Here is a 23,131-nt window from a genome sequence, read left to right as displayed (position 1 = left end):
CTGTCGGCGGCGAGGACGTCTCGAATGTTCCGCATGGCTGGAGGGGCAGCATGAGCGAATCGTCGACGAAGACGAACGGCACGGACGGCGCGCAGTTGAAGGGGCAGCTCGGGCAGGTGCTGCTCGCGACCGTCGCCTCGACCTTCGGGTTCTGGGCGTGGATGCTGATCGCCCCGATGCAGAAGACCTACGCCGACGAGCTCGGCCTCGATGAGGGCCAGATCTCCCTGATGCTGGCGACGCCCGTGCTCGTCGGCGCGCTCGGCCGAATCGTCGTCGGAGCCCTCACCGACCGGTTCGGCGGCCGCAAGATGTTCGCCGCCGTGCTGCTGATCTCCGCACCCGCCGTGCTGCTCGTCGCGCTCGCCGGAGAGATCAAGAGCTTCCCCCTGCTGGTCGTCTCCGGCTTCTACCTCGGCGTCGCCGGCACGATCTTCGCGGTCGGCATCCCGTTCTCGAGCGCCTGGTACGAGCCGAAGCGACGCGGATTCGCGAACGGCGTGTTCGGCATGGGCATGATCGGCACGGCGGTCTCGGCCTTCTTCACCCCGCGCCTCGCGGAATCGATCGGCTACCTGCCCACCCACTTCGTGGTCGCCGGGTCGCTCGTGCTCATGGCGGTGATCGTCTGGTTCTTCCTCCGCGACTCGCCCGCATGGGAGCCGAGCCGGCAACCCCTCATCCCCAAGGTCACGGGGGCGCTGAAGCTGCGCATCACGTGGGAGATGGCGTTCCTCTACGGCATCGTCTTCGGCGGATTCGTCGCGTTCTCGACGTTCCTGCCGAAGTACCTCACGACGATCTACCCCGACGACGTCGACGCCGTGGGCGCCGGCACCCGCACCGCGATGTTCGCCGTCGCGGCCGTGGTCGCCCGGCCGATCGGCGGCGCCCTCTCGGACCGCGTCGGTCCGAAGGTCATCTCGCTCATCTCGCTCGCGGGCATCGTTTCGCTCGCGTACATCGTCGGGCAGCAACCGCCCGAGGGCATCCTCACCGGCGCCACCTTCATCGCCATGGCGGCCGCCATGGGACTCGGCATGGGCGCCGTGTTCGCCTGGATCGGGCCGTCGACGCCGAAGGACAAGGTCGGCGCGGTGACCGGCGTCGTGGCCGCCGCCGGCGGGCTCGGCGGATACTTCCCGCCCCTCGTGATGGGCGCGACCTACAACGCCGAGACGAACTCGTACGCGCTCGGGCTCTGGCTGCTGGTCATCGTCGGGGCGGTCGCCCTCGTCGTCGCCGGCATGCTGCGCGACGCCCGGCCCGGCTCGGATTCCTGACGGCTCGGCCTCCCCGTCGGTCGAGGAGGCGCGTCAGCGGGCCGCCGGTCGAGGAGGCGCGCCAGCGCCGTCTCGAGACCTGGGGGCGGGGTCTCGAGACGCTTCGCTCCTCGACCGGCGCTTCGTTACCCGACCGGCGGGTCGCCCTCGGCGCGGGCGCCGATGCGCTCGGCGAGTTCGCTCGGGCTGCCCGCGGTCGTGCCGCGTCCGACGGCGAGGCCGATCATGAACGCCGTCACCGGGCCGGCGGGCCGGGCGACGCCGTGCGCGACCCGGCGGGTCAGGTCGAGGATGTCGCCGATCGGCACCTCGGCGGGGTCGAGTCCGAGCCCGGCGGCGATCTCGGCGACCCACGCGTCGAGCTCGGCGGGTGTGGTCTGGTTCGCGTGATCGGTGCTCATGACTGGCTCCTCGGCGGGTGCGGTCGGTCGGTGGATGAAGGCGTGAGGTCGGTGCGTCCGGCGGGGTCGGCGCGCCCGCGCGCCCGTTCGAGATCGGGCCAGGTGTCGATGTCTGCGGCGGTGCCGTCGTCGGCGACCTCGACGAGGTCGAGCGCGGCCGCGAGATGCCGCATCGCCGCCCCGTCGGCCGGACCGGGCAGCTCCGCGAACGCCCGATCGAGGGCCGCGCGCGCGTAGACCGCGGCGAGCCACTGCACCCGCTGGTCGGCGTCGACGAGGCAGAGGCCGTCCGCGTCGCGCGCCCCGCCGCGGCGCTCGAGGAGGCGTGCGGTCGCGGCCCGCGCGGACGGCAGGTCGCACGCGAGCACGAGCACGTCGGATGCCGCGGGGCCGGCGTCGAGCGCGGCGAGTCCCGCGGCGATCGCGGCCACGGGCCCCCCGAACGGCGGATCCTCGCGCACCACGAGGCATCCGGGAGCCCTGAGCCCGGCCGGGCCGACCACGACGATGCGGCGCGCGCCCGCCGATCGCGCCGCATCGATCGCGTGCTGGAGGAGCGAACGGTCGCCGACCACGAGCTCGGGCTTGCTCGCGCCGTCGAGCCGGGTCGCGCGCCCGCCGGCGAGGAGCACGGCATCGAGCGGGCGCGGCGCGGCGCGATCCGGGCGCGGCGCGGCATCCGTCTCCGGCGCGGCATCCGGTGGGAGCACGGCGTCGCTCACGGCAGCACCAGCACGTCGACGAGGCCGCCCGGCTCGACCCGCTCGACCGCCTCGGGCACGATCGCGAAGCCGTCGGCGCCGGCGAGCCCGCCCGACAGATGCGATGCGGCGCCGCCCCTCGTCGCCGGTCTGACGAGCGGCTCGGGGCCCGCGCCGTCGGCGTCTTGGGCCGCGACGAACGACACGGGCATCAGCTGCAGGCGTCCGCGCGGGGAATCCCACCCGGTCACGAGCCCGGCCCGCACCCGCCGACGCTGCACCTCGCGGCGGCCCTGCATGGCGAGCAGGGCCGGACGCACGAACACCTCGAAGGCCGCCGCCGCGGCGACGGGGTTGCCGGGCAGACCGAACACCGCCGACCCGTCGGCGAGGAACCCGAACGCCTGGGGCGAACCCGGCTGCATCGCCACCCGCACGAAGTCGACGGTGCCGAGCTCGCCGAGCACACGCCGCACGACGTCGTAGGCGCCGATGCTGACGCCGCCCGTGAACACGATCGCGTCGCAGGGCTCGCGCTCGGAGATCCAGGCGCGCAGCACGTCGGCGTCGTCGGGCATGCGCACGATCTCGACGACCGCGCACCCGGCCTCGCGCACGAGTCCGGCGAGGAGCAGTGAGTTCGAGTCGGGGATGCCTCCCGGTGCGAGCGTCTCGCCGGGCTCGGTGAGCTCGCTGCCCGTCGCGACGACGCTCACCCGCGGCATCCGCACGACCGGGAGCGACGCGTGGCCGGCGGTCGCGGCCCCCGCGACCTGACGCGGGCCGAGCAGGGTGCCGGCCTCGAGGAGCGGGTCGCCGACCCGCAGGTCCTCGCCCGCGCGCCGGATGTGGCGCCCACGGTCGGGCGCGCTGAAGACCCGCACGCGATGCACACCGCCCGGACCGTCGGCGTCCTCGCCGCGGTCGGTGCGCTCGACCGGGACGACGGTGTCGGCCCCGGCCGGCACCTGCGCGCCCGTCATGATGCGCGCGGCCTCGCCCGCCCCGAGCGGCCGCGCAGACGCGGGGTCGGCCGAGCCCGCCGCGTGGTCGCCGACCACGGTCAACGTCGCCGGTTCCGCGGGCGATGCGCTCGCGACATCCGCCCACCGCACGGCGAAGCCGTCCATCGCCGCGTTGTCGAACGGGGGCGAGGCGAGCACGGCGTCGACGTCGGTCGCGAGCGTGCGCCCCGCGGCATCCGCGAGCCGGACCTGCTCGACGACGCCCGCCGGCCGCGCCGAACCGCGGACCGCCGCGAGCACCGCCTCGAGGTGCTGCGCCACCGGGATCAGGGTGGCGGACTCGTGGAACCTGGCCCGGGTCGTCGGCATGGCTCTACGGTAGTCCGATCCGATTCGGCCGGACCCGATGACAGCGCGCCGAGCGGTGGGTATCGTCGGGCGTGGAGAGGGGTGCGCATGTCTTTCGTCACACGCGGATTCGGCGGAGGGTCTCGGGACCGCGACGACCGGCTGCCGCCCGGCCAGACGCTCGTGCAGGACTTCCCGGTGCTCTCGGCGGGGCCGACGCCCGAGGTCGACACGGGGGAGTGGGAGTTCCGCATCATCACCGAGGCGGGCACGCACCGCTGGTCGTGGGACGAGTTCAACGCCCTGCCTTCCGAGGACATCGCCACCGACATCCACTGCGTCACGCACTGGTCGAAGCTCGGCACGAGCTGGCGGGGCGTCTCGCTCGACACGCTCTTCGAGAACGTCGAGTCCCAGTTCGACTACGTCATGGCGCGCAGCTACGGCGGCTACACGACGAACGTGCCGCTCGACGAACTGCTCGACGGCCAGGCATGGGTCGCGACCGAGTTCGACGGCGAGCCCCTCGACCCCGAGCACGGCGGCCCCGCGCGGCTGCTCGTGCCGCACCTCTACTTCTGGAAGAGCGCGAAGTGGGTGCGCTCGCTCGTCATGATGCCGCGCGACGATCCCGGCTTCTGGGAGCAGAACGGGTACCACCTGCACGGCGACCCCTGGCAGGAGGAGCGGTACTGGTGATCGGTCGCCCCTCCGTGCCGCGCTCGGGGTGGCACGCGGCCGTCGTCGTCTCGAGCACCGCCGAGACGCGCACCGCCGCCCGCCTCGAACTCGAGATCGAGGGCTGGCCGGGCAACGCCGCGGGGCAGCACCTCGACGTGCGGCTCACCGCCCCCGACGGCTACACCGCGACCAGGTCGTACTCGATCGCGTCCTCGGGGCCGGCGACGGGCGACGCCACCCGCGTCGTGCTCGCGGTCGACCGTGTGCCCGGCGGCGAGGTCTCGCCGTACCTCGTCGACGTGGCGCGGGCAGGCGACCGACTCGAGGTGCACGGCCCGCTCGGCGCGTTCTTCGTGTGGCAGCCGGCAGCGGATGCCGCGGAGGCGGCTGGGGTGGCGGATGCTGCAGGTTCGGCGGATGCCGCGGCTGATCCGGATGCCGCGGAGGCCGCTACGGCGGCGGATGCTGCGGGGGCGCCGGCCGCGCGCCCGGTGCAGCTCATCGCCGGAGGCTCGGGGGTGGTGCCGCTCGCGGCGATGGCGCAGGCGCACGGCGATGCGGGCGACGCGACGCCGTTCCGGATGCTCTACTCGGTGCGCTCCCCCGCCGACCTGTTCTTCGCCGCCGAGCTGCAACGACTGGTGGCCGCGCCCGCCCCGTTCCGGCTCGACCTCGTCTACACGCGTGCCACGCCCGAAGGGTGGCCGGTCGGGCCGGGTCGCCTGACGCGCGACGCCCTCGAGGCCGCCGTGTTCGCGGCATCCGAAACCCCACGCGTGTTCGTGTGCGGTTCGACGGGGTTCGTCGAACGCGTCGCCTCCTGGCTCATCGAGCTCGGCCACGACGCCCGAGACATCCGCACCGAACGATTCGGAGGAACTTGATGGACCACCTCGACGGCAACGCGCTCGCCGGCCCCCTCGCCGACTACTTCGCCTTCGACGTCACCGAGGCCCGCGCGAGGTGCAACGGGTGCGGCGAGGTCGCTGAATTCGCCCGTGCGCTCGTGTTCGCGAGCCCTGCGGGCACGGTGGTGCGATGCAGTTCGTGCGACCACGTGCTCGCCACACTCGTCGAGGCGGGTGAGCGCGCCTGGCTCGGCCTGAGCGGCGTGAGCGCGCTCGAGGTGCGGCGCGCCTGAGGCCTGCGGCGCGGTGGCCGGCCGGCATGCCGACGGCGGGCGCGCGAGGCTCGACCGATTCTGCGGTCGGGGTGGGATGTCCCCCGTGGAATCGTGTAGCGATGTAGCGATGTAGCGATGTAGCGATGTAGCGCGGGTTCGGGGAGGGACCCACCCTCCGGGGTGGTTCGGCGGCGGTTCAGGCCGCCGAGGTTCAGCAGGGTGTGGTCAGTCGGCGACCGGCTCGCCGGCGGCCCAGACGCGGCGCACGAGCGGCACGCCCGGGCGGTAGGCCAGGTGCACGTGGCTCGGGGCGTCGAGTTCGACGAGGTCGGCGCGCGTGCCGGGGCGGATCGCGCCGACATCCGCTCGCCGAAGCGCCGCGGCGCCGCCCGCGGTCGCGGCCCAGAGCGCCTCGGCCGGCGTCATGCCCATGTCGCGCACGGCGACGGCGACGCAGAACGCCATCGAACTCGTGAAGCTCGATCCCGGATTGCAGTCGCTCGCGAGTGCCACCGTGACCCCCGCGTCGAGGAGGCGTCGCGCGTCCGGATAGGGCTGCCTCGTCGAGAACTCGACCCCCGGCAGTAGCGTCGCGACGGTCGACGAGGCGGCGAGGGCCGCGACATCCGCGTCGCTGAGATACGTGCAGTGATCGACGGATGCCGCGCCGAGCTCGACCGCGAGGCGCACCCCCTCGCCCGCACCGAGCTGGTTGCCGTGCACGCGGACCCCGAGGCCGGCCGCGGCGCCCGCCTCGAGCACGCGCCGCGACTGCTCGGGCGTGAACGCACCGCGCTCGCAGAAGGCGTCCACCCAGTGGGCATGCGGGGCGCAGGCCGCGAGCATCTCGCCGACCACGAGGTCGACGTAGGCGTCGGCGGCGCGATCGGCGGCGTCGGGCGTGCCGGCATCGCGGAACCGCGGATCGTCGCGGAACTCGGCGGGCACGACATGTGCCCCCAGGAAGGTCACCTCGTCGGTGACCTCGCGGGCCAGGCGCACGAGCCGCTCCTCGTCGGCGACGCTCAGTCCGTAGCCCGACTTGATCTCGAACGTCGTCGTACCCTGTGTTCGCAGCTCCACGACGAACGCGGCGAGGCGTGCGCGCAGCTCGTCCTCGGAGGCCGCACGGGTCGCCGCCACGGTCGAGCGGATGCCGCCGGCCTCGTATGCCCGACCGGACATACGTGCCGCGAACTCCTCGGCCCGGTCGCCGCCGAACACGAGGTGCGTGTGGCTGTCGACGAAGCCCGGGATGACCGCGCGCCCGCCCGCGTCGACGACCTCGGGCTCGGGCGGCGTCGCGCCCGAGGCATCCGCTCGCCCTGATCGTGCCGGCTCGCGCGCCGCGCTCTCGTGCCTCGCGCTCTCGTGCGCCGCGCTCTCGTGCGCCGGTGATCCGTCGATGTTCGCCCCATATGGGTGCGATGAAGGGCGAACATCGACGGATCGATGGGGTTCAGGCGTGTCGGAGGCCGCGCCCACCCAGACGATGCGGTCGCCGTCGAACAGCACGGCGGCGTCGCGCAGGATGCCGAGCGGCCCGCCCTCTCGGCCCGGCTGCGGGTCGTTCGTCACGAGCTCGCCGATGTTCGTGACGAGGGTGCGCCGCGGCATCCGCTCAGCCCTCCTGCATGGGGACGCGCAGGCCGCGCTCGGCGGCGACCTCACGGGCGCGTTCGTACCCGGCGTCGACGTGGCGCATCACGCCGGTGCCCGGGTCGTTCACGAGCACGCGGGCGATCTTCTCGGCGGCGAGCGGGGTGCCGTCGGCGACGATGACCTGCCCGGCGTGGATCGAGCGCCCGATGCCGACGCCGCCGCCGTGGTGCAGCGACACCCAGGTCGCGCCCGACGCGGTGTTCAGGAGCGCGTTCAGCAGCGGCCAGTCGGCGATGGCGTCGGATCCGTCGGCCATGGCCTCGGTCTCGCGGTACGGGCTCGCGACGCTGCCCGAGTCGAGGTGGTCGCGCCCGATCACGACGGGCGCCGACAGCTCTCCCGACGCGACCATCTCGTTGAATCTGAGGCCCGCGAGGTGGCGCTCCTGATAGCCGAGCCAGCAGATGCGCGCGGGCAGCCCCTCGAAATGCACCTTCTCGCCGGCTTGGGTGATCCAGCGGCGCAGGTGCTCGTCGTCGGGGAACAGTTCGAGGATCGCCCGGTCGGTCGCCGCGATGTCGGCAGGGTCGCCCGAGAGGGCCGCCCAGCGGAAGGGGCCCTTGCCCTCGGCGAAGAGCGGGCGGATGTAGGCGGGCACGAAGCCGGGGAACGCGAACGCCCGGTCGTGGCCGAGCCCGCCGAGCTCGGCCTCGCGGCGGATCGAGTTGCCGTAGTCGAACACCTCGGCCCCGGCATCCTGGAACGCCGCCATCGCCTCGACCTGCTTCGCCATCGACTCGCGGGCGCGCTCGGTGAAGCCCTCGGGGTCGGATGCCGCGAGCGCATGCCACTCGGACACGCTCACGCCCTCGGGCAGGTAGCTCAGCGGGTCGTGCGCGCTGGTCTGGTCGGTGACGATGTCGATCGGCACGCCGCGGCGCAGCAGTTCGGGGAACACGGATGCCGCGTTGCCGACGACGCCGACCGAAAGCGGCGTGCGCGACGCCTTCGCGGCCAGGACGCGGGCGATCGCGTCGTCGAGGTCGGTCGTGAACTCGTCGAGGTAGCCGTGCTCGACGCGGCGCGCGAGACGGGTCTCGTCGACGTCGACGATGAGCGCGACGCCCTCGTTCATGGTGACCGCGAGGGGCTGGGCGCCGCCCATGCCGCCGCATCCGCCGGTCAGGGTCAGGGTGCCCGCGAGCGTTCCGCCACTGTGTTCGTACGGCCCGCCCTCACGGGCGGCGAGGGCGCGCGCGATCGCGCCGAACGTCTCGTACGTGCCCTGCAGGATGCCCTGCGTGCCGATGTAGATCCACGAGCCGGCCGTCATCTGGCCGTACATCGTGAGGCCCTGCTGCTCGAGACGGCGGAACTCGGGCCACGTCGCCCAGTCGCCCACGAGGTTCGAGTTGGCGATGAGCACGCGCGGCGCCCACTCGTGCGTGCGGAAGACGCCGACCGGCTTGCCCGACTGCACGAGCAGCGTCTCGTCGGCCTCGAGTCCCTCGAGCGTGCGCACGATCGCGTCGAAGGCCTCCCAGTTGCGGGCCGCCTTGCCCGTTCCGCCGTAGACGACGAGATCGTCGGGCCGCTCGGCGACCTCGGGGTCGAGGTTGTTCTTGAGCATGCGCAGGGGCGCCTCGGTCTGCCAGCTCTTCGCGGTGAGGGTCGTGCCGCGGGCGGCGCGCACCGGGCGCGGGCCGTGCGGCGCCCGGGCGGGCGACGGGGAGGTTGCCGAGTCGGCGGGGCCGTCTGAGGTCGCGAGGGTCGATGCGTCGGTCATGATCCGATCCCACACCACGGGTGGAGCGTCGACAACGGATGCCTCGGCGCAGCCGTCCGGTATCCCAGACGACCAGCGGACGGCCGCTCGTTCGAGATGCAGGTGGGCTGAGCGGCGCGGGAGGTTCGAGATGCAGGTCGGCTGAGCGGCGCGGGAGGGTTCGAGATGCAGGAAACGAGGAGGCATCCCCGCTGTGAGGAGGGGATGGCGCCCCGTTTCCTGCATCTCAGATGGGTGCGGAGGCGGGGAGGCAGGGAGGCGCTGAACCGCTGGGTAGCGCGGAGGCGGGGAGGCACGGAGAGGCGGAGAGGCGGGGAGGCGCGGAGAGGCGCGGAGGCGGGGAGGCGCGCGGGTCAGCCGAGGGCGATGCCGCGGGCCGCCATGAACGGGCGGGCGTCGACGGCGACCCCGCCGAGGCGCACCTCGAAGTGGAGATGGCAGCCGGTGGAGGCGCCCGTGCTGCCGACCATGCCGACGAGCTGGCCGGCGGCGACCGACTCGCCGGGGCTCACGAGGATGCCGCCGTCGATGAGGTGGGCGTATCCGGTCGAGACGCCCGAGCCGTGGTCGAGGAGGATCCAGTTGCCGTAGCTGCCGTCGGCGCGCGCCTCGACGACGACGCCGCCGGTCGCGGCGAAGACGGGGGACTTGCAGGAGGCGGCGACGTCGGTTCCGCGGTGGAACTCGTTGACGCCGGCGATGGGCTTGTTCGGGCGGGGGCCGAAGCCGTCGGTGAGGTGCCCGGCGACCGGCTGCGACCAGCCCTGATCGCTCAGCTGGCCCGAATCGGCGGGCAGCGTGTCGATCACGGCGATGCTGCTGGCCGCGGCCTTCGCCTGCAGGCCCTTCATATTGGAGCGAGCGGCCGCGAGGGCGCGCTCGGCGTCTCCGAGGTCGTCTTCGCGGGCGTCGACGGGGACGTCTTCGGCGGCGGCCCAGGCCGCGTCGGCGGCCTCTTCGGCCGCGTCGGCCTCGTCGTCGCGGGCGGCGGCGATCTTCTCGAGCGCGGCGGCGTCGCCCGCGATCTGGGAGACCCTCGCCATGCCGCTGAGCCCGGCAAGCAGGTCTTTGCCCGCGCCGAAGGCGGCGTCGAGCGAGGTGGACGTGTCGCCGCTGCCGTTCGCCGCGGCGAAGTAGGTGCGTGCTGCGGCATCCGCTTCGGCGCGTGCGCTCTCGGCGACGGCGTCGGCCTCACGGGCGAGCGAGCGGGCGACCTCGCGGGTCGACTTGGCGTCGGCGACCGCCGTCTCGGCGGTGCGCACCTCGCGGGTCGCGCGGTCGATCGCGGTGCGGGCTCCGAGCAGCGACGTGATGTCGCGGTTCACACCCGAGACGACCCGGACGAAGGGTCCGTCGCCCTGGAAGACGACCGGGGCCTGCGGGGCCGCGGGCGTGGCAGAAGGCGTCGGGGTGGCGGAAGGCGTCGGCGCGGGCGTCTCGGTCGGCGGTGCCGGCGCGGGCGTCTCGGTCGGCGCCGGCGTGCTGGTCGGAGGCGGCGTCGTCGGTGGCGGCGTCGGCTTCGGCGTGGGAGTGGGCGTGGGCGTCGGTGTCGGTGTGGGCGTGGGCGTCGGCGTGGTGGTCGGAGGCGGCGTCGTGGCCGGCGGCGTGCTCGGCGCGGGCGACTCGGTCGGGGGCTCTTCGGTCGGCGGCGCCTCGGTGGCGGGCGTCGGCGTCGCCGTCGCGGAGCTGTCGGCAGCGGGATCGCCCTCTTCGGCGTACGACGGGTTCGCGCCCACGAGTCCGACGAGCAGGACCACCGCGAGGCCGGATGCTGCGAGGCTGGCGCGGCGACCCCTGCGCGCAGCGTGTGCGCGAGGTGACAAGAAGCGAGAACCTGGCGTCGTCATCTGTTCCGTTCGTGCTGCCGGAGTGGCACCGACCGGTCTCAGTCTGGCACCGGGCGGGGTGGGGCACAACCACCCGTTCGGGCGTGTGCACCCCGTTCGGGGCGGCTCGTCGCGGGGACTGCGCGAACGGGCAGCCGACGGCGCGCGGGAGGTCAGCCGATCGGTGCAGCGAGCGCGGCCGCGGCGCGCTCGCGCACCTCGCCGGACTCCACGAGCGCGGTGATCGCCTCGATCTCGGGGGAGAGGAACCGGTCGGGCCCCGGAACCGCGCCGACCCCCGCGACGAGCGACACGACCGCACCGGTGGCGGGGCCGGGTTCGAGGGGCGCGCGCATCGCGAGTCCGCGGGCCGCGGTCATGACCTCGATCGCGAGCACGCGCGTGAGGCCGTCGATCGCGCGACGCAGTTTGCGGGCCGCGGCCCAGCCCATCGACACGTGGTCCTCCTGCATGGCCGACGAGGGGATCGAGTCGACGGATGCCGGGACCGCGAGCCGCTTCAACTCCGAGACGATGCCCGCGGCGGTGTACTGGGCGATCATGAGCCCCGAGTCCACGCCGACCTCGTGCGCGAGGAACGGCGGCAGGCCCTGGTTGCGCGCCCGGTCGAGGAACCGGTCGGTTCGCCGTTCGCTCATCGACGCGACATCCGCCACCGCGATCGCGAGGAAGTCGAGCACGTACGCGACCGGGGCGCCGTGGAAGTTGCCGTTCGACTCGACGCGGCCGTCGAGCGTGAGCACCGGGTTGTCGACGGCGCTCGCGAGTTCGGCGTCGGCGACGGATGCCGCGTGCTCGAGCGTGTCGCGTGCGGCGCCGTGCACCTGGGGGGCGCAGCGCAGCGAGTAGGCGTCCTGCACGCGGGTGCATTCCGGCCCCTTGTGGCTCGCGACGATGGGGGAGCCGGCGAGCAGGTTGCGAAGGTTCGCCGCCGAGACGGCCTGGCCCTGCTGAGGGCGCAGCCGGTGCAGGTCTTCGGCGAACACGGCGTCGGTGCCCATGAGGCCCTCGACGCTCATGGCGGCGGCGACATCCGCGGTGCTCAGCAGCATCCGCAGGTCGTCGATCGCGAGGGCCAGCATGCCGAGCATGCCGTCGGTGCCGTTGATGAGGGCGAGGCCCTCCTTCTCGCCGAGGCGGAGCGGGGCGATGCCGGCGGCGGCGAGGGCTTCGGCGGCGGGGATCATCTCGCCCGTGGAGGGTTGCCCGTTTCGGAGATTTGGGCGGCGCGCCGTGCTTTCAGGGTCGAGGGTCGGCGTGTCGCCCGAATCTCCGAATCCGGCAACTCGAGCGGAGGTGCCGGCGAGGGCGAGCACCCGGGCCTCGCCTTCGCCCATCGCCACGAGGGCGCAGTGCGCGAGCGGGGCGAGGTCGCCCGAGCAGCCGAGCGACCCGTACTCGCGCACGACGGGGGTGATGCCCGCGTTCAGGATCGCCGCGTACGTCTCGGCGGTCACGCGACGCACGCCCGTGCGGCCGGTCATGAGCGTCGACAGGCGCAGCAGCATGAGGGCGCGCACGACCTCGGCCTCGACCTCGGCGCCCGATCCGGCGGCGTGCGAGCGCACGAGGCTCGCCTGCAGTTGCGCGCGGCGGTCCTCCGCGATGAACGTCGTCGCGAGCGCGCCGAACCCCGTCGAGATGCCGTAGTGCGGCTCGGGGTCGGCGGCGAGGCCCTCGATGATCGCGCGGCTGCGGTCCACCTCGTCGAGTGCGGTCGGGTCGAGCACGACGGATGCCCCGTGCCGGGCGACCGCGACGACGTCGGCGATGCTCAGCGGCCCGAGGCCCACGGTGACCGCGGCGGGGCGGTCGGCTGCGGCGTTCGGGACGGCGGCGTTCAGGACGGTCGCGTCGGTCGCGTGCGAGGGCGTGGGGGTGCTCATGCTCCCATTCCAGTGGGTGGACCGGATTCCGAGAACGGCTGGGAGTACGCTGGCGTCCGGGATCCCAGACGAGGATCCGGGCAGGAGCAACGTGGACACGACCTCGAAGGTGCCCGCCGCCGACCAGACCCTCGCGATCCTCAGCCATCTCGCGGCGCAGCGCGGGCCGGTCCCGGCCGCGACGATCTCGCAGTCGCTCGGCATCCCGCGATCGACGGTCTACCACCTGCTCGCCGTCATGGCCGAACGCGGCTTCGTCGTGCACCTCCCCGAGGAACGGCGCTACGGGCTCGGCGTCGCCGCGTTCGAGCTCTCGAGCGGGTTCAGCCGCCAGCAGCCGCTCGCCAGGCTGGGACGGCCGCTCGTCGCGTCCCTCGTCGACCGGCTCGGCGAGAGCGGGCACCTCGCCGTGCTGCACGGCCGAGACGTGCTCTACCTCGTCGAGGAGCGCGCGCCGCGGCGGCCGTCGCTCGTGACCGACGTCGGCGTGCGGCTGCCCGCCCACCTCACCGCGACGGGTCGCGCGATGCTCGCCGAGCTGCCCCCGGCGCAGTTGCGGGCGCTGTATCCCGATCGCGCGGCGTTCGCGTCGAGGCATCCGTCGGCTGAAGCGGATGCCGCGGAGTGGACGTACGGACGCCTGAAGCGGGTGCTCGCCGAGGTGCGCGCCCACAGGTGGGCTGCCGAGGACGGCGAGGTGACGCCCGGGCTCGCCTCGGCCGGCGCCGCCGTCGTGGACCACCTCGGATGGCCGGCCGCGGCGATCGCGGTCACGTTCCCCGACGATGCCGCGCCCGAGTTGCGCGAGCGCGTCGCGGCGACGGTGCTCGACGCAGCGTCGACCCTCGCGCGGCGCATCGGCGGGCGCTGATCAGCGGCATCCGCTCGGGGCATCCGCCGCTCAGGCCGGCGACGAGCGCGGAACCTCGCGCGCGACGAAGTCGATCAGCGCGTCGGCGACCAGCTCGGGGGCGTTCTCCATCGGGATGTGGCCCGCGGCGGGGATGCGGACCAGCTCGGTGCGCGGCATCTCCGCCGCGAACCGCTCGGCGTGGTGCACCTCCTGGAAGCCGTCGTCCTCTCCCCAGATCAGGAGCTTCGGAAGCGCGGACCGCCGCAGGCCGGGAACGAGGTCGAGCGTGAAGCGGCTGTCGGCCGCGCCGGCCATGGCCATCCACGAGCGACGGACGTGGGCCTGCGTCCACGGGTCGACGTACTCGGCGACGAGGTCGTCGGTCGCCGCCCCGGCGAGCGCCGTCGTCACCGACTGCCGGCGGGCGGCGAGCACCTCCTCGGCGGTCGTGGCCGCGACCACGTCGGGGTCGCGGAACCGCGCGACGCCGGGCACGGGCCACGAATCGTAGGTGACCGAGTTGGCCAGCACGAGAGCGGATGCCTCGACGCCGCCGTGCACGACGAGGTGCTGCGCGATCGCGCCGCCGATGTCGTGGCCCACGACGACGATCGGGCCGGTGAGGCCGAGCGCCGAGACGAACCTCGTCACCCAGTCCGCGAGCGCGGGCACCGTGGCGGTCTCGAGCGCGAGTTCGCCCTCGGAGCGTCCGAGCCCCGGCAGGTCGACCGCGATCGGCCGGAGCCCGGCATCGGCCAGTGCCGGGATCACCGGCTGCCAGACCCGGCTCCAGTAGGTGCCGTGGAGGAGTAAAAGGGCCGGTCCGCCCGACCCGGCGGTCAGGTAGCTGGCGCTGCGGCCGTGGACGTCGATCTCGGTGCGCGACACGTTCGTCTCGGTGGTTTCGGGCATGGCACCATCCTCGACGCGGGCGCCGGCCGGGCACAGGCCCTCGACGGACACGGCGGGCGCAATTCCTGCCAAGGCGCCCGGGCGGATGCCGGATGGGCGGATGCCGGACGGGCGGATGCCGGCAGTGTCGGCAACACCGTCTGGGGCCGACCGGCGAACCCTACGGGCAGACGCGGAAGCGGCGCCCCTCGAAACCGACGACGTCGCCCTGCTGCAGTTGCCGACCGCGGCGCCGGTCGACCTCGCCGTTCACGTCGACCAGCCCATCGGCGATGACCGTCTTGACGTCGCCGCCCGTGTCGAGGATGCCGGCGAACTTCAGGAACTGCCCGAGGCGGATCGCCTCGCCGCCGACGGAGACGTCGTCGATCGGGGTCTGATCGGTCATGCCGGAATGCTAGCCGACCCGGGCAGGTGCGGCCGAGGCATCCGCTCTCCGGGCGACGATCCAGCATCCGTTCACCCTCGCGCGATATCGTGGCCGAGCCGACGATTCCAGCACCGCCGACCATCGGAGCCGCATGACTCCCCTGACGACCGTTCCCCTCGAAGCCGCCGACCACGGCTTCACGGGGCTCACCGGCTTCGCCGCCGACATCCTGAACGCGCTCGGCGACGTCGGGGTCGGGCTGCTGGTGTTCCTCGAGGTGCTCATCCCGCCGATCCCGAGCGAGGTGATCCTGCCGTTCGCCGGGTACCTCAGCCAGTCGGGCGACCTGCATCTCGGATGGCTCATCGTCTGGTCGACCGTGGCCTCGGTGCTGGGCGCGCTGCTGCTCTACGGGCTCGGCGCGGCCATCGGCATCCGGCGGGCCGTCGACTGGATCGCGTGGACCCGCCTCGTCAGCCGCACCGACCTCGAGCGCGGCGCCGAGTGGTTCCACCGGTACGGGCGATGGTCGGTGCTGTTCGGTCGCATGATCCCGGGCGTGCGCAGCCTCATCTCACTCCCCGCCGGAGCCGACCGGATGCCGCTGCTCACGTTCGTGCTCTTCACGGCGCTCGGCTCGACCGCGTGGAATTCGCTCCTCATCGGCGTCGGCGCGGCGCTCGGCACCCAGCACGAGGCGCTCGACCACTGGCTCCAGTACCTCGACTACCTCGTCTACGGGGCGATCGCCGTCGGCCTCGCCGTGCTCGTCGTGCGACGCATCCGCGAGCAGCGCGCCGAGCGCCGCGAGCCCGGCGGCGTCCCCGAGGCCTGAGCCCCGCGGCATCAGCCCAGGGCTGCTCAGGCCGTGCGCGGGGCGAGCCAGGCCCGCAGCGAACGGGTGACGAACGGCAGCACCCAGTAGGTCATGATCGGGGTGAGCACGAGCGTGGTCGCCAGCACGCGCAGCCAGACCGGCAGGTCGCCCCAGCCGGGCACCGGTGCGATCAGGTACGTGAAGAGCAGGTTGACCGGGAAGAACCCGAGCCAGATCGTCACGGCCTGCTTCCATCGCGGCGGCGCGGGCGGCAGATCGCCGGATGCCTCGGCCGCGTCGATCACCGGAACGGAACCGGTGGGCGGCTCGTCGAACCAGCCCTCGATGCCCGTGCGGCGACGCGAACGCTCGGACCGGATGAGGCCCTCGCCGGTCGCGAGCCAGGCCATGCGCTCGCCGGAGTGCTCCCACGCATCGAGGGTCTGCTCGTCGGAGAACCGGTAGAGCACGTGCCAGACGTCGGAGTCGGCGGCCTCGCGCACCCACCCCGAACCGAGGAACCCCGGGAACCGGTTGGCGCGGTTGATGCCCGCCTGCACCCAGACGGTCACCTCGGGGATGCGTTCGGGGTCGACCTCTCGTCGGATCGACACGGTCACGGGTTGGTTCGCGGTCATCGCCGGCAGCCTCTCGTTGCCCGCAGGGGTGGCGCGGGGATCGGAGCGAATGCCGCGGGAGCCCTCGGTGTTCCGCGGGCCCCCTCGGCACCTCCAGTGTAGGCAGCACCGGTTACGCGCTCGTTTCGCGCTCAGGTCTGGATGACGGCGACCGGGTCGGTCGTCGGCTGGTCGGACCCGCCCGCGGGCTCGACCGTGATGCCCACGGCGGTGCCCGGCGCGAACTCGCCCTCGAGGATGCGCCAGGTCTCGCCGTCGTTCGCGACGTCGAACGTGCCCGCCGAGACCGCGCCGGCCTCGTCGATGTACCAGAGCTCGTAGGTGTGCTCGTCGCCCAGTTCGTCGAGGCCGTCGGCGAGGATCGCGCTGCGCCCCTGCTCGACCGAGGTGACGAGGGTCACCTCGCCGCCGCCGGTGACCGGCGCCGTGATCTGCTGAGCATCGGATGCCGCGGCCAGGGCCGTCATCTCGCGCTGCGCGCCCCAGCCGTTGGGGCCGAACCAGTTCGCGCCCACGACCACGACGGCGAGCAGCACGACGGCGGCCGCCGCCGACGACAGCACGACGGCGAGGCGACGGCGGCTGCGCCGTTCGCCGAGGTCGGCGACCGGTGCGGGCGACGCCGGCTTCGAGGCATCCGCTCGCTCTGATTCGGCCGGGCGCTCCTGGGGGGCGGCGTCGAGCCGGTCGAACAGGCCCGCCTTGAGCGAGGCCGGGGGAGCGACCGGCTCGACCGCCTCGCCGAAGCCCGAGGCGATGGCGCGGAACGAGTCGACCTCGGCCTGCAGTTCCGGCGACGCCGCGAGTGCGCGCTCGAACCGGGCGCGTTCGAACTCGTCGAGCGCGTCGAGCGCGTAGGCCGGCGCGAGATCGAACAGCTCGCGCAGCTCGTCGCCCGTGGGACCCTGCGGTCGATTCATGTCGTCACCCCCAATACGTCTCGCAATCGGATCATGCCATCTCGCAGCCGTGTCTTCACCGTGCCCAGCGGCACCTCGAGTCTCGTCGCGATCTCGGACTGCGTGCAGCCCCCGTAGTAGGCGAGCGAGATGCACTCCCGCTGCGCCGGGCTCAGGGAGGTCAGCGCCTCGGCGACCTTCTCGTGCTCGATCGCGATCTCGGCGGCCTCGGCAACCTCGTCGACCGGCACGGCGAGATCGCGGATGCCCGTCTTGAGGTCGCGATCGCGCGACGCCTGCGAGGCCCGTACGCGGTCGACCGCACGCCGGTGCGCGAGCGTCAGCAGCCACGGGATCGCCGCACCGCGCTCGGGATCGAACCGGGCCGCCGTCTGCCATGCCTCGAGGAACACGTCTTGCGTCACCTCCTCGGCCTGCGCCGAATCGACGAGCAGCCGGCGCACGAGCCCGAAGACCCGCGCCGACGTCGCGTCGTAGAGTGCGCTGAAGGCGTCGCGGTCGCCCGCCGCCGTGGCCACGAGGAGATCCTCGAGCGCACGCGGGCGCTCACCGGACAGCTCAGCGACGTCGACCACGGAACCAAGCATGTCAGAGCCGCGTCGAGCGGGCCGCCGGTTGCGCGGCGGGGCGTTCCGTGAGAGGAGGGCATGGGTCATCCGTTTGGCTCGGGAGTCTCGTCGTGCCGGTCGGTACCCGTGCCGGCACGTCTGCGGGGAGCGGTGGTCACCGGGGTACCTCGATTCGCGTGTCATCGGGTATTCGGAGCCGTCGCCCGATCCGATTGGTGCGGGATGCCGCGCCGATTCGGGTCTGGGAGCCGAGCGGATGCCGCGGCGGCCGTCCTGGCTCTGGCCGGCGGCGCCGTTCAGGACGAAGCTTCGCGCATGAACGCACTCCTGATCGGATACGCACGCGTGTCCACATACGAACAAGACCTCACCGCACAACGGATCGCCCTCGAGCGACTCGGCGTCGACCCCGAGTACATCTTCACCGACCATGGGCTGACGGGGACCAACCGCGCCCGGCCGGGGCTCCGCGAAGCCCTCGCCGCATGCCGGAATGGCGACACCCTCGTGGTTGCGAAGCTCGACCGGCTGGCGCGCTCGCTTCGCGATGCGAAGGACATCGTCGACGAACTCACCGCGAAGCACGTCAAGCTCAGCATCGGAGGCTCCGTCCATGATCCGCTCGACCCGGTGGGGCGGCTGCTGTTCAACGTGCTCGCAATGGTCGCCGAGTTCGAATCCGACCTGATCCGAGCTCGCACGCGTGAAGGCATGCAGGTCGCGAAGGCGAAGGGCCGTCTTCGCGGCAAGCAACCGAAGCTGTCGATTCCGCAGCAGCGCCACCTGATGGAGCTCCACCACGCCGGCAGGCACACCACGGCGGAGCTCGCGGAACTGTTCAACGTCGCGCGGTCGACGGTCTACCGGACCATCCAGCGTCAGACGCGGGTCGAGAAGACGAATTGAGGGGAACGGATCCGCTCACGCAACGACGGTTCGGCGCTCGCGCCCGCTGCGGATGAGCCGCAGGGGGCGCGGGGCCGCGTCGGGGCCGAGCGGCGCGGATCCGACGGGCATGCCTCGACGCCGTCGCATAGGTAGCGTTGTGGTTCTGAGCGAGATCGCTCTGGGTAGGGCTCGAGGAGGAGCGTCGATGGGTTCTCAGGTCTGGAAGTTCTCAGCTTTCGGGCTTCTCATCGTGGCGATGAGCGGATGCTCCGCAGGCGACAACCCAGGAGAGGGCACGCCGGCAGACGGGGGTGGGATCGAGATGTCCGTCTCTCAGACCTGTACTTCGGGGTCCGCGCCAGAATGCGTTTCGGTGAATGGCGAGTACGTGATGGTCCTCGAAGCGGACTTTGTCCATGCTGGCGTCGAAACGGCCGAAGCAGTTTCGGTCGGCGACACCAACGCGGTCGACGTGAAGTTCGACGAGGACGGAGCGAGCGTCTTCCAAGAGTTGACTGCTGAGGCCGCTGAATCTGCGGGCACCGCACGCTTGGTGATCAAAGCAGGCGATGAGGTGCTGTCGGCCGTGACGGTGGTCGAACCGATGCAGGGCGATACTGCCGTGATCGCCCTCCCGCCGGGCGCCGACCCCGATGAATTGGTCGAGATGATCCGCGGCTCCTAGGCGGCAGCGCAGCCGCCCCTCAGCGCTCCTTCGGGAACGCAGCGGTTCGTGCAATGGTACACTATTACGTACCACTATTGGGAGGAGCGGGTATGTCGGCAATCACTGCGACCGAAGCGCGCAAGAGCCTGTTCGGCCTGATCCAGCAGGTTAATGACGATCACACCGCAGTTGAGGTCGTCTCTCGACATGGCAACGCCGTGATCATGTCGAAGGACGACTACGACGCGATCACCGAGACCGCGTACCTGCTGCGCAATCCTGCCAACGCGGAGCGACTCCTCGACGCCATCGAGCGGGCACGCCGTGGCGAGTTCGAGCAGCACGACCTCCTCGACGCGTGACCCGCGGGCTCGAGTTCGATCAGAACGGCTGGGACGACTACGTCTACTGGCAGACGCAAGACCGCAAGACGCTCAAGCGGATCAACGCCCTGATCGCCGACGTGCTCCGGGACCCGTTCGCGGGTATCGGTACGCCCGAGCCGCTCAAGCACGTTCTCTCTGGTGCCTGGTCCCGCCGCATCGACGAGACGAACCGGCTCGTCTACTACGTCACGGACGACCACATCGTCATCCTGCAAGCACGCGACCACTACTGAGGCGGACGGACCGCGGCCGCGCGGATCCGGACCACTCAGTTGCGACACGCTCCCGCGTCCCCTGCGGCTTCGGCGGGCGGGAGTGCCTAACCGTCGTTCCGTTAGCGGATCGGTGACGAAGCGCAATGACGCGAGCCGGCAGTTGTGGAGAAGACGCGCAACTGTGCGGCAAGCTGGGACGGTGGACGATCTCGCGGATGCCCTGCTGCGCGGTCCGCGCGGTCGACGGATGTGCTTGGAATACGCCGCCCGCACCGAAGAGACGGTGCGCACTGCGTTGTTCTGGCTCGGACACGAGCTCGATCCGAACCCGGGCACGCTCCTCCGTCTCATCGGGGATACTTCCGACCCGGAACCTGATCCGACATTCAGTGCTGACGACCTCGCATCGCTCATCGTTGATGTCGACCTGACCGATGTCCGCAGAGACATCCTGAGGCAGGCGCTGCAGGCATCGGTTGATCTCGCGCGCTACTGGCAGGAGCCCGACGGTGCGGATACCGTTGCCGCACTTCCGCCGGTACTGCACGTGCTCGGCCCTGTCGCGCAGCGCCTGGTTACTGCGATGCCCGACCTCGCCGCCCCGGGCGAAGCAACACAGTGGGCAGTGCAGTGGCGTCCGCTTGCGGACAGCGAACCACTGGTGCGAGATCCCTCGCCAGTGCTGGCCGAGTGGACCCGCGCCCAGCGCGCGGACGAGGAACGCGCGGTGCGCGAGCGGCCCCGCGACCCTCACGCCAACTTTTCGGGCACCTGGTGGTCGGTACCGCAGACGCTTCTCGCGACGCGGAGCCGCCCGGCGGATGCGCTCGAGCTGGTGGAAGACTCCCTCGGCTGGGAGCTCGCGACGATCATCCCCGTGGTGGGGGCAGGGCGGACGCTCGAAATCCAGACGCCGGAGGACTGGGCAGAACTCTGTCGCGAGTACCCGATGGAGGTCACCGCGTCCCGACGACACGACTGGTTCCGAGTTACCGGGCGCGACGGTCGGTGGCTGATCCCGGACTGGGAGCGCGTCGCCGCCCGGTGGGACGCTGCACACCTCACGACGCTCGGGTATCTGTCCACGGCCACCGCGTTGATCGAGATCGACGAGGAATACGGTTCGCTGATCGCCGGCTGGGGCCCCGATTCCACTCTCTGGCTCTCCGACGTCGCCCGCGAGCGGACTCCGCAGCGACAAGAGTGGACCCGCCGGCAAAACGACTGGCGCTGGAGACCGCCAGAATTCCGAGCAGCCCGCTGAGAGATCCTTCTCCGCATCGCGTACCTGGAGATGCCGCGAGGATATTCAGTGCGACTCGTGCGGTGGCGTGGCTTCCGCCCAGACCCTCTCGAAATCCTCAGCGCCGATCATTGCCCCATCGAACTCGACGCTTGCGTTGATCTCATCAAGCGGAGGAATGGGCTCGAGTCCAAGAAGGCTGCGGCCAGTCGCCACGTCCCGCGATGCGCGATCGCGGATGCCAGACCTGTATTCCTCGACCTTGCGGACCTCCCAGCCAGCGTCATCGATCTCGCTGTACAACAAGACCGGGTCGTCCGATGCCTCGTGGTTCCATCGAACGCGTATGTATCGCACCACAACCCTCCAACAGATCGCGGACTTATTCTCTCGGTCAAGGATCCCTGCGGGCACCCGTGCGCGGAACCTCTAGTTTGGGGAAATGGCTTCAATGGGTGCTTCCCGAGGAACTTTCTGGCTCGCCTTGGGTCAAGTCCCTGGTAGTGGTGTAGCGCCGTGTCCTTCGATGTGATGGTTGGGCGCTGAGTTCGAGGATGCTATCGGTCACCTCCTCGCTTCCGACGCCGGGGACGAGGGTGAGCCTGGACTTGGCGAGGATGTCCAAGCCGAGGTAGCGGCGACCTTCGGCCCATTCGTCGGTCTGCTCGGCGAGGACGGCGCCGACGAGTCGGGTGATCGCGTCGCGGTTCGGGAAGATGCCGACGCTGTCGGTGCGGCGACGGATCTCACGGTTCAGACGCTCGTTCGGGTTGTTGGACCAGATCTGCTGCCAGAGCGCTTCGGGGAACCCGGTGAACGCGAGGATGTCCGCCCGTGCCGTGTCGAGGTGGTCGTGCGCGTCGGGCAGACGGCCGTCGACGTAGTCCAGCAGTCGGTCGAACTGGGCGTTGACGGCGTCGGCGTCGGGTTGGTCGTAGACCGAGTGCAGCATCGCTTTCACGGCCGGCCACATCGCTTTCGGGGTGCGGACATCAGGTTCGCGGCGTAGTGGGTGCGGCAGCGTTGCCAGGAAGCGCCGGGCAGGTTCGCGCCGATCGCGTCGACCAGTCCGGCGTGCGCGTCACTGGTGACGAGGCGGACACCTGCCAGGCCGCGGGCGACGAGATCGGCGAAGAAGCTGTTCCACGCCGGACCGGTTTCTGACGTGGCGACGCGTAGTCCGAGGACTTCGCGGCGTCCGTCGGCGTTGACGCCGGTCGCGATCATGACGACGGCGTTGATCACGCGGCCGCCTTCGCGGACTTTCATCGTGAGCGCGTCAGCGGCGACGAACGTGAACGGGCCTGCATCATCGAGCGGGCGGTGCCGGAACTGCTCGACGTGCTCGTCGAGTTCGGCCGCCATCCTGGACACCTGCGACCTGGACAGGCTGTGGATCCCGAGGGTCTTGACGAGCTTGTCCATCCGGCGCGTGGACACGCCGGCGAGGTAGCAGTCCGCGACGACCGTGATCAGGGCGGACTCCGCACGCTTGCGTCGCTCGAGCAACCAGTCCGGGAAGTACGTCCCCGAACGGAGCTTCGGGACGGCAACGTCGATCGTGCCGACCCGGGTGTCGAGGTCACGGTGCCGGTACCCGTTGCGCTGCGCCTGGCGGCCGGGGCTGCGTTGGCCCCATTCGGCGCCGACGACGGCATCCGCGTCGGCCGAGAGGAGCGCGTTGATCATGGTCTGCAGCAGGCTGCGCATCAGATCCGGCGATGCGTCCGTCAGGGCTTCAGCGAGCACGCTCGCAGGGTCGACAATATGAGGTGCGGTCATCGTGATGACTCCGTTCGAGTGGGTTGTAGGAGATTCCTCGAAGGATCACACGGTGACCGCGTCTACGTCTGTAGCGACGAGCCCGGCCACCGCGCGCTACACCACTATGCGGGACTCAACTTCGCCTTGGGTGCCGTGGGCCTTCTCGCAGCGGTCTGGGTGGTCACTCTGCTCGTTCCGGATGGTCGCCCGGAGAGCCTCGACACCGCCGAGAAACAGGTACTTGAGGTCTTCGATCGGATCGAAGG

Annotated in this window: 24 protein-coding genes and 1 pseudogene; 11 read left to right on the top strand and 14 right to left on the bottom strand. The window is 71.8% G+C overall.

Going from position 1 to position 23,131, the window contains the following annotated elements:
* The first annotated feature begins 50 nt into the window (after positions 1-50).
* Positions 51-1,283: a nitrate/nitrite transporter gene (locus tag GQQ92_RS15615; protein WP_157000226.1), complete on the top strand. Its 1,233-nt coding sequence runs from the start codon at positions 51-53 to the stop codon at positions 1,281-1,283.
* Between the two features lie 125 nt (positions 1,284-1,408).
* Here the strand turns inward: GQQ92_RS15615 and GQQ92_RS15610 are convergent, their stop codons facing one another.
* From GQQ92_RS15610 to GQQ92_RS15600, 3 genes are read right to left on the bottom strand one after another with little or no spacing between them, the layout of a single operon-like run.
* Positions 1,409-1,684: a DUF6457 domain-containing protein gene (locus GQQ92_RS15610; protein ID WP_197738296.1), complete on the bottom strand. Its 276-nt coding sequence runs from the start codon at positions 1,682-1,684 to the stop codon at positions 1,409-1,411.
* Positions 1,681-2,406: a molybdenum cofactor guanylyltransferase gene (gene mobA, locus GQQ92_RS15605; RefSeq protein ID WP_232057747.1), complete on the bottom strand. Its 726-nt coding sequence runs from the start codon at positions 2,404-2,406 to the stop codon at positions 1,681-1,683. The genes GQQ92_RS15610 and mobA overlap by 4 nt, the downstream gene beginning before the upstream one ends.
* Positions 2,403-3,719: a molybdopterin molybdotransferase MoeA gene (locus tag GQQ92_RS15600; protein WP_157000225.1), complete on the bottom strand. Its 1,317-nt coding sequence runs from the start codon at positions 3,717-3,719 to the stop codon at positions 2,403-2,405. Before GQQ92_RS15600 ends, mobA begins: the two co-directional genes overlap by 4 nt.
* A gap of 87 nt (positions 3,720-3,806) precedes the next feature.
* Between GQQ92_RS15600 and GQQ92_RS15595 the strand changes: the two genes are divergently transcribed.
* Genes GQQ92_RS15595 through GQQ92_RS15585 form a run of 3 tightly spaced genes read left to right on the top strand, consistent with a single transcriptional unit; the run spans position 3,807 to position 5,520 of the window.
* A complete protein-coding gene (locus GQQ92_RS15595; protein WP_157000224.1) occupies positions 3,807-4,397 on the top strand; it encodes a molybdopterin-dependent oxidoreductase in 591 nt (196 codons plus the stop codon).
* On the top strand, positions 4,394-5,263 hold the full coding sequence (locus tag GQQ92_RS15590) for an FAD-binding oxidoreductase (protein WP_232057746.1): 870 nt from the start codon (positions 4,394-4,396) through the stop codon (positions 5,261-5,263). Before GQQ92_RS15595 ends, GQQ92_RS15590 begins: the two co-directional genes overlap by 4 nt.
* Positions 5,263-5,520 (top strand): DUF6510 family protein, encoded by a 258-nt coding sequence (locus GQQ92_RS15585; RefSeq protein ID WP_232057745.1) that lies wholly within the window; start codon positions 5,263-5,265, stop codon positions 5,518-5,520. The genes GQQ92_RS15590 and GQQ92_RS15585 overlap by 1 nt, the downstream gene beginning before the upstream one ends.
* 207 nt (positions 5,521-5,727) lie before the next feature.
* On the opposite strand, the gene hutI is transcribed toward GQQ92_RS15585, so the two are convergent.
* The 4 genes from hutI to hutH all read right to left on the bottom strand — a co-directional run bounded on the left by hutI (position 5,728) and on the right by hutH (position 12,623).
* Positions 5,728-7,119, bottom strand: a complete 1,392-nt coding sequence (hutI, locus tag GQQ92_RS15580; RefSeq protein ID WP_232057744.1) for an imidazolonepropionase — start codon at positions 7,117-7,119, stop codon at positions 5,728-5,730.
* 4 nt (positions 7,120-7,123) lie between these two features.
* Positions 7,124-8,890, bottom strand: a complete 1,767-nt coding sequence (gene hutU / locus GQQ92_RS15575) for a urocanate hydratase (RefSeq protein WP_157000222.1) — start codon at positions 8,888-8,890, stop codon at positions 7,124-7,126.
* Positions 8,891-9,243: 353 nt separating this feature from the next.
* Positions 9,244-10,647, bottom strand: coding sequence for a M23 family metallopeptidase (locus GQQ92_RS15570; RefSeq protein ID WP_157000221.1), 1,404 nt, complete (start codon positions 10,645-10,647; stop codon positions 9,244-9,246).
* A gap of 242 nt (positions 10,648-10,889) precedes the next feature.
* On the bottom strand, positions 10,890-12,623 hold the full coding sequence (hutH, locus tag GQQ92_RS15565) for a histidine ammonia-lyase (RefSeq protein WP_157000220.1): 1,734 nt from the start codon (positions 12,621-12,623) through the stop codon (positions 10,890-10,892).
* 91 nt (positions 12,624-12,714) lie between these two features.
* Here hutH and GQQ92_RS15560 point away from each other — a divergent pair, with 91 nt between their 5' ends.
* Entirely contained in the window at positions 12,715-13,494 is a 780-nt protein-coding gene (locus GQQ92_RS15560; protein WP_232057743.1) for an IclR family transcriptional regulator, read from the top strand.
* 30 nt (positions 13,495-13,524) lie between these two features.
* Here the strand turns inward: GQQ92_RS15560 and GQQ92_RS15555 are convergent, their stop codons facing one another.
* A complete protein-coding gene (locus GQQ92_RS15555) occupies positions 13,525-14,388 on the bottom strand; it encodes an alpha/beta fold hydrolase (RefSeq protein WP_157000219.1) in 864 nt (287 codons plus the stop codon).
* Positions 14,389-14,548: 160 nt separating this feature from the next.
* Positions 14,549-14,776, bottom strand: coding sequence for an RNA-binding S4 domain-containing protein (locus GQQ92_RS15550; RefSeq protein ID WP_157000218.1), 228 nt, complete (start codon positions 14,774-14,776; stop codon positions 14,549-14,551).
* 133 nt (positions 14,777-14,909) lie between these two features.
* Between GQQ92_RS15550 and GQQ92_RS15545 the strand changes: the two genes are divergently transcribed.
* Positions 14,910-15,593 (top strand): DedA family protein, encoded by a 684-nt coding sequence (locus tag GQQ92_RS15545; protein ID WP_157000217.1) that lies wholly within the window; start codon positions 14,910-14,912, stop codon positions 15,591-15,593.
* Positions 15,594-15,619: 26 nt separating this feature from the next.
* Here the strand turns inward: GQQ92_RS15545 and GQQ92_RS15540 are convergent, their stop codons facing one another.
* From GQQ92_RS15540 to sigK, 3 genes are all read right to left on the bottom strand, one after another.
* Entirely contained in the window at positions 15,620-16,213 is a 594-nt protein-coding gene (locus GQQ92_RS15540; RefSeq protein WP_157000216.1) for an antibiotic biosynthesis monooxygenase, read from the bottom strand.
* Positions 16,214-16,344: 131 nt separating this feature from the next.
* Entirely contained in the window at positions 16,345-17,133 is a 789-nt protein-coding gene (locus GQQ92_RS15535; protein ID WP_157000215.1) for an anti-sigma factor, read from the bottom strand.
* Positions 17,130-17,720 carry an ECF RNA polymerase sigma factor SigK gene (gene sigK, locus GQQ92_RS15530; RefSeq protein WP_157000214.1) on the bottom strand — a complete coding sequence of 197 codons (591 nt, stop codon included), beginning with the start codon at positions 17,718-17,720 and terminating at the stop codon, positions 17,130-17,132. Before sigK ends, GQQ92_RS15535 begins: the two co-directional genes overlap by 4 nt.
* A gap of 297 nt (positions 17,721-18,017) precedes the next feature.
* On the opposite strand from sigK, the gene GQQ92_RS15525 reads away from it, so the two are divergent.
* The 5 genes from GQQ92_RS15525 (at position 18,018) to GQQ92_RS15505 (ending at position 21,122) form a co-directional block, all read left to right on the top strand.
* A complete protein-coding gene (locus GQQ92_RS15525) occupies positions 18,018-18,608 on the top strand; it encodes a recombinase family protein (RefSeq protein WP_157000213.1) in 591 nt (196 codons plus the stop codon).
* A 187-nt stretch (positions 18,609-18,795) separates the two neighbouring features.
* On the top strand, positions 18,796-19,275 hold the full coding sequence (locus tag GQQ92_RS15520; protein ID WP_157000212.1) for a hypothetical protein: 480 nt from the start codon (positions 18,796-18,798) through the stop codon (positions 19,273-19,275).
* Between the two features lie 92 nt (positions 19,276-19,367).
* Positions 19,368-19,619 (top strand): type II toxin-antitoxin system Phd/YefM family antitoxin, encoded by a 252-nt coding sequence (locus tag GQQ92_RS15515; RefSeq protein WP_157000211.1) that lies wholly within the window; start codon positions 19,368-19,370, stop codon positions 19,617-19,619.
* On the top strand, positions 19,616-19,876 hold the full coding sequence (locus GQQ92_RS15510) for a Txe/YoeB family addiction module toxin (protein ID WP_157000210.1): 261 nt from the start codon (positions 19,616-19,618) through the stop codon (positions 19,874-19,876). Before GQQ92_RS15515 ends, GQQ92_RS15510 begins: the two co-directional genes overlap by 4 nt.
* 181 nt (positions 19,877-20,057) lie before the next feature.
* Positions 20,058-21,122 carry a hypothetical protein gene (locus tag GQQ92_RS15505; RefSeq protein WP_157000209.1) on the top strand — a complete coding sequence of 355 codons (1,065 nt, stop codon included), beginning with the start codon at positions 20,058-20,060 and terminating at the stop codon, positions 21,120-21,122.
* Positions 21,123-21,167: 45 nt separating this feature from the next.
* Here GQQ92_RS15505 and GQQ92_RS15500 read toward each other — a convergent pair whose 3' ends face one another.
* Positions 21,168-21,515: a DUF6881 domain-containing protein gene (locus GQQ92_RS15500; protein ID WP_197738295.1), complete on the bottom strand. Its 348-nt coding sequence runs from the start codon at positions 21,513-21,515 to the stop codon at positions 21,168-21,170.
* 124 nt (positions 21,516-21,639) lie between these two features.
* Positions 21,640-22,883, bottom strand: a pseudogene (locus GQQ92_RS15495) (IS256 family transposase); the annotation flags it as partial.
* Positions 22,884-23,131: the final 248 nt, after the last annotated feature.

The sequence above is a fragment of the Agromyces terreus genome, from assembly GCF_009749465.1.
Classification (GTDB): domain Bacteria; phylum Actinomycetota; class Actinomycetes; order Actinomycetales; family Microbacteriaceae; genus Agromyces; species Agromyces terreus.
The sequence above is the reverse complement of the archived record's forward strand: the minus strand, read 5'-3'. Positions and strand labels throughout refer to the sequence as shown.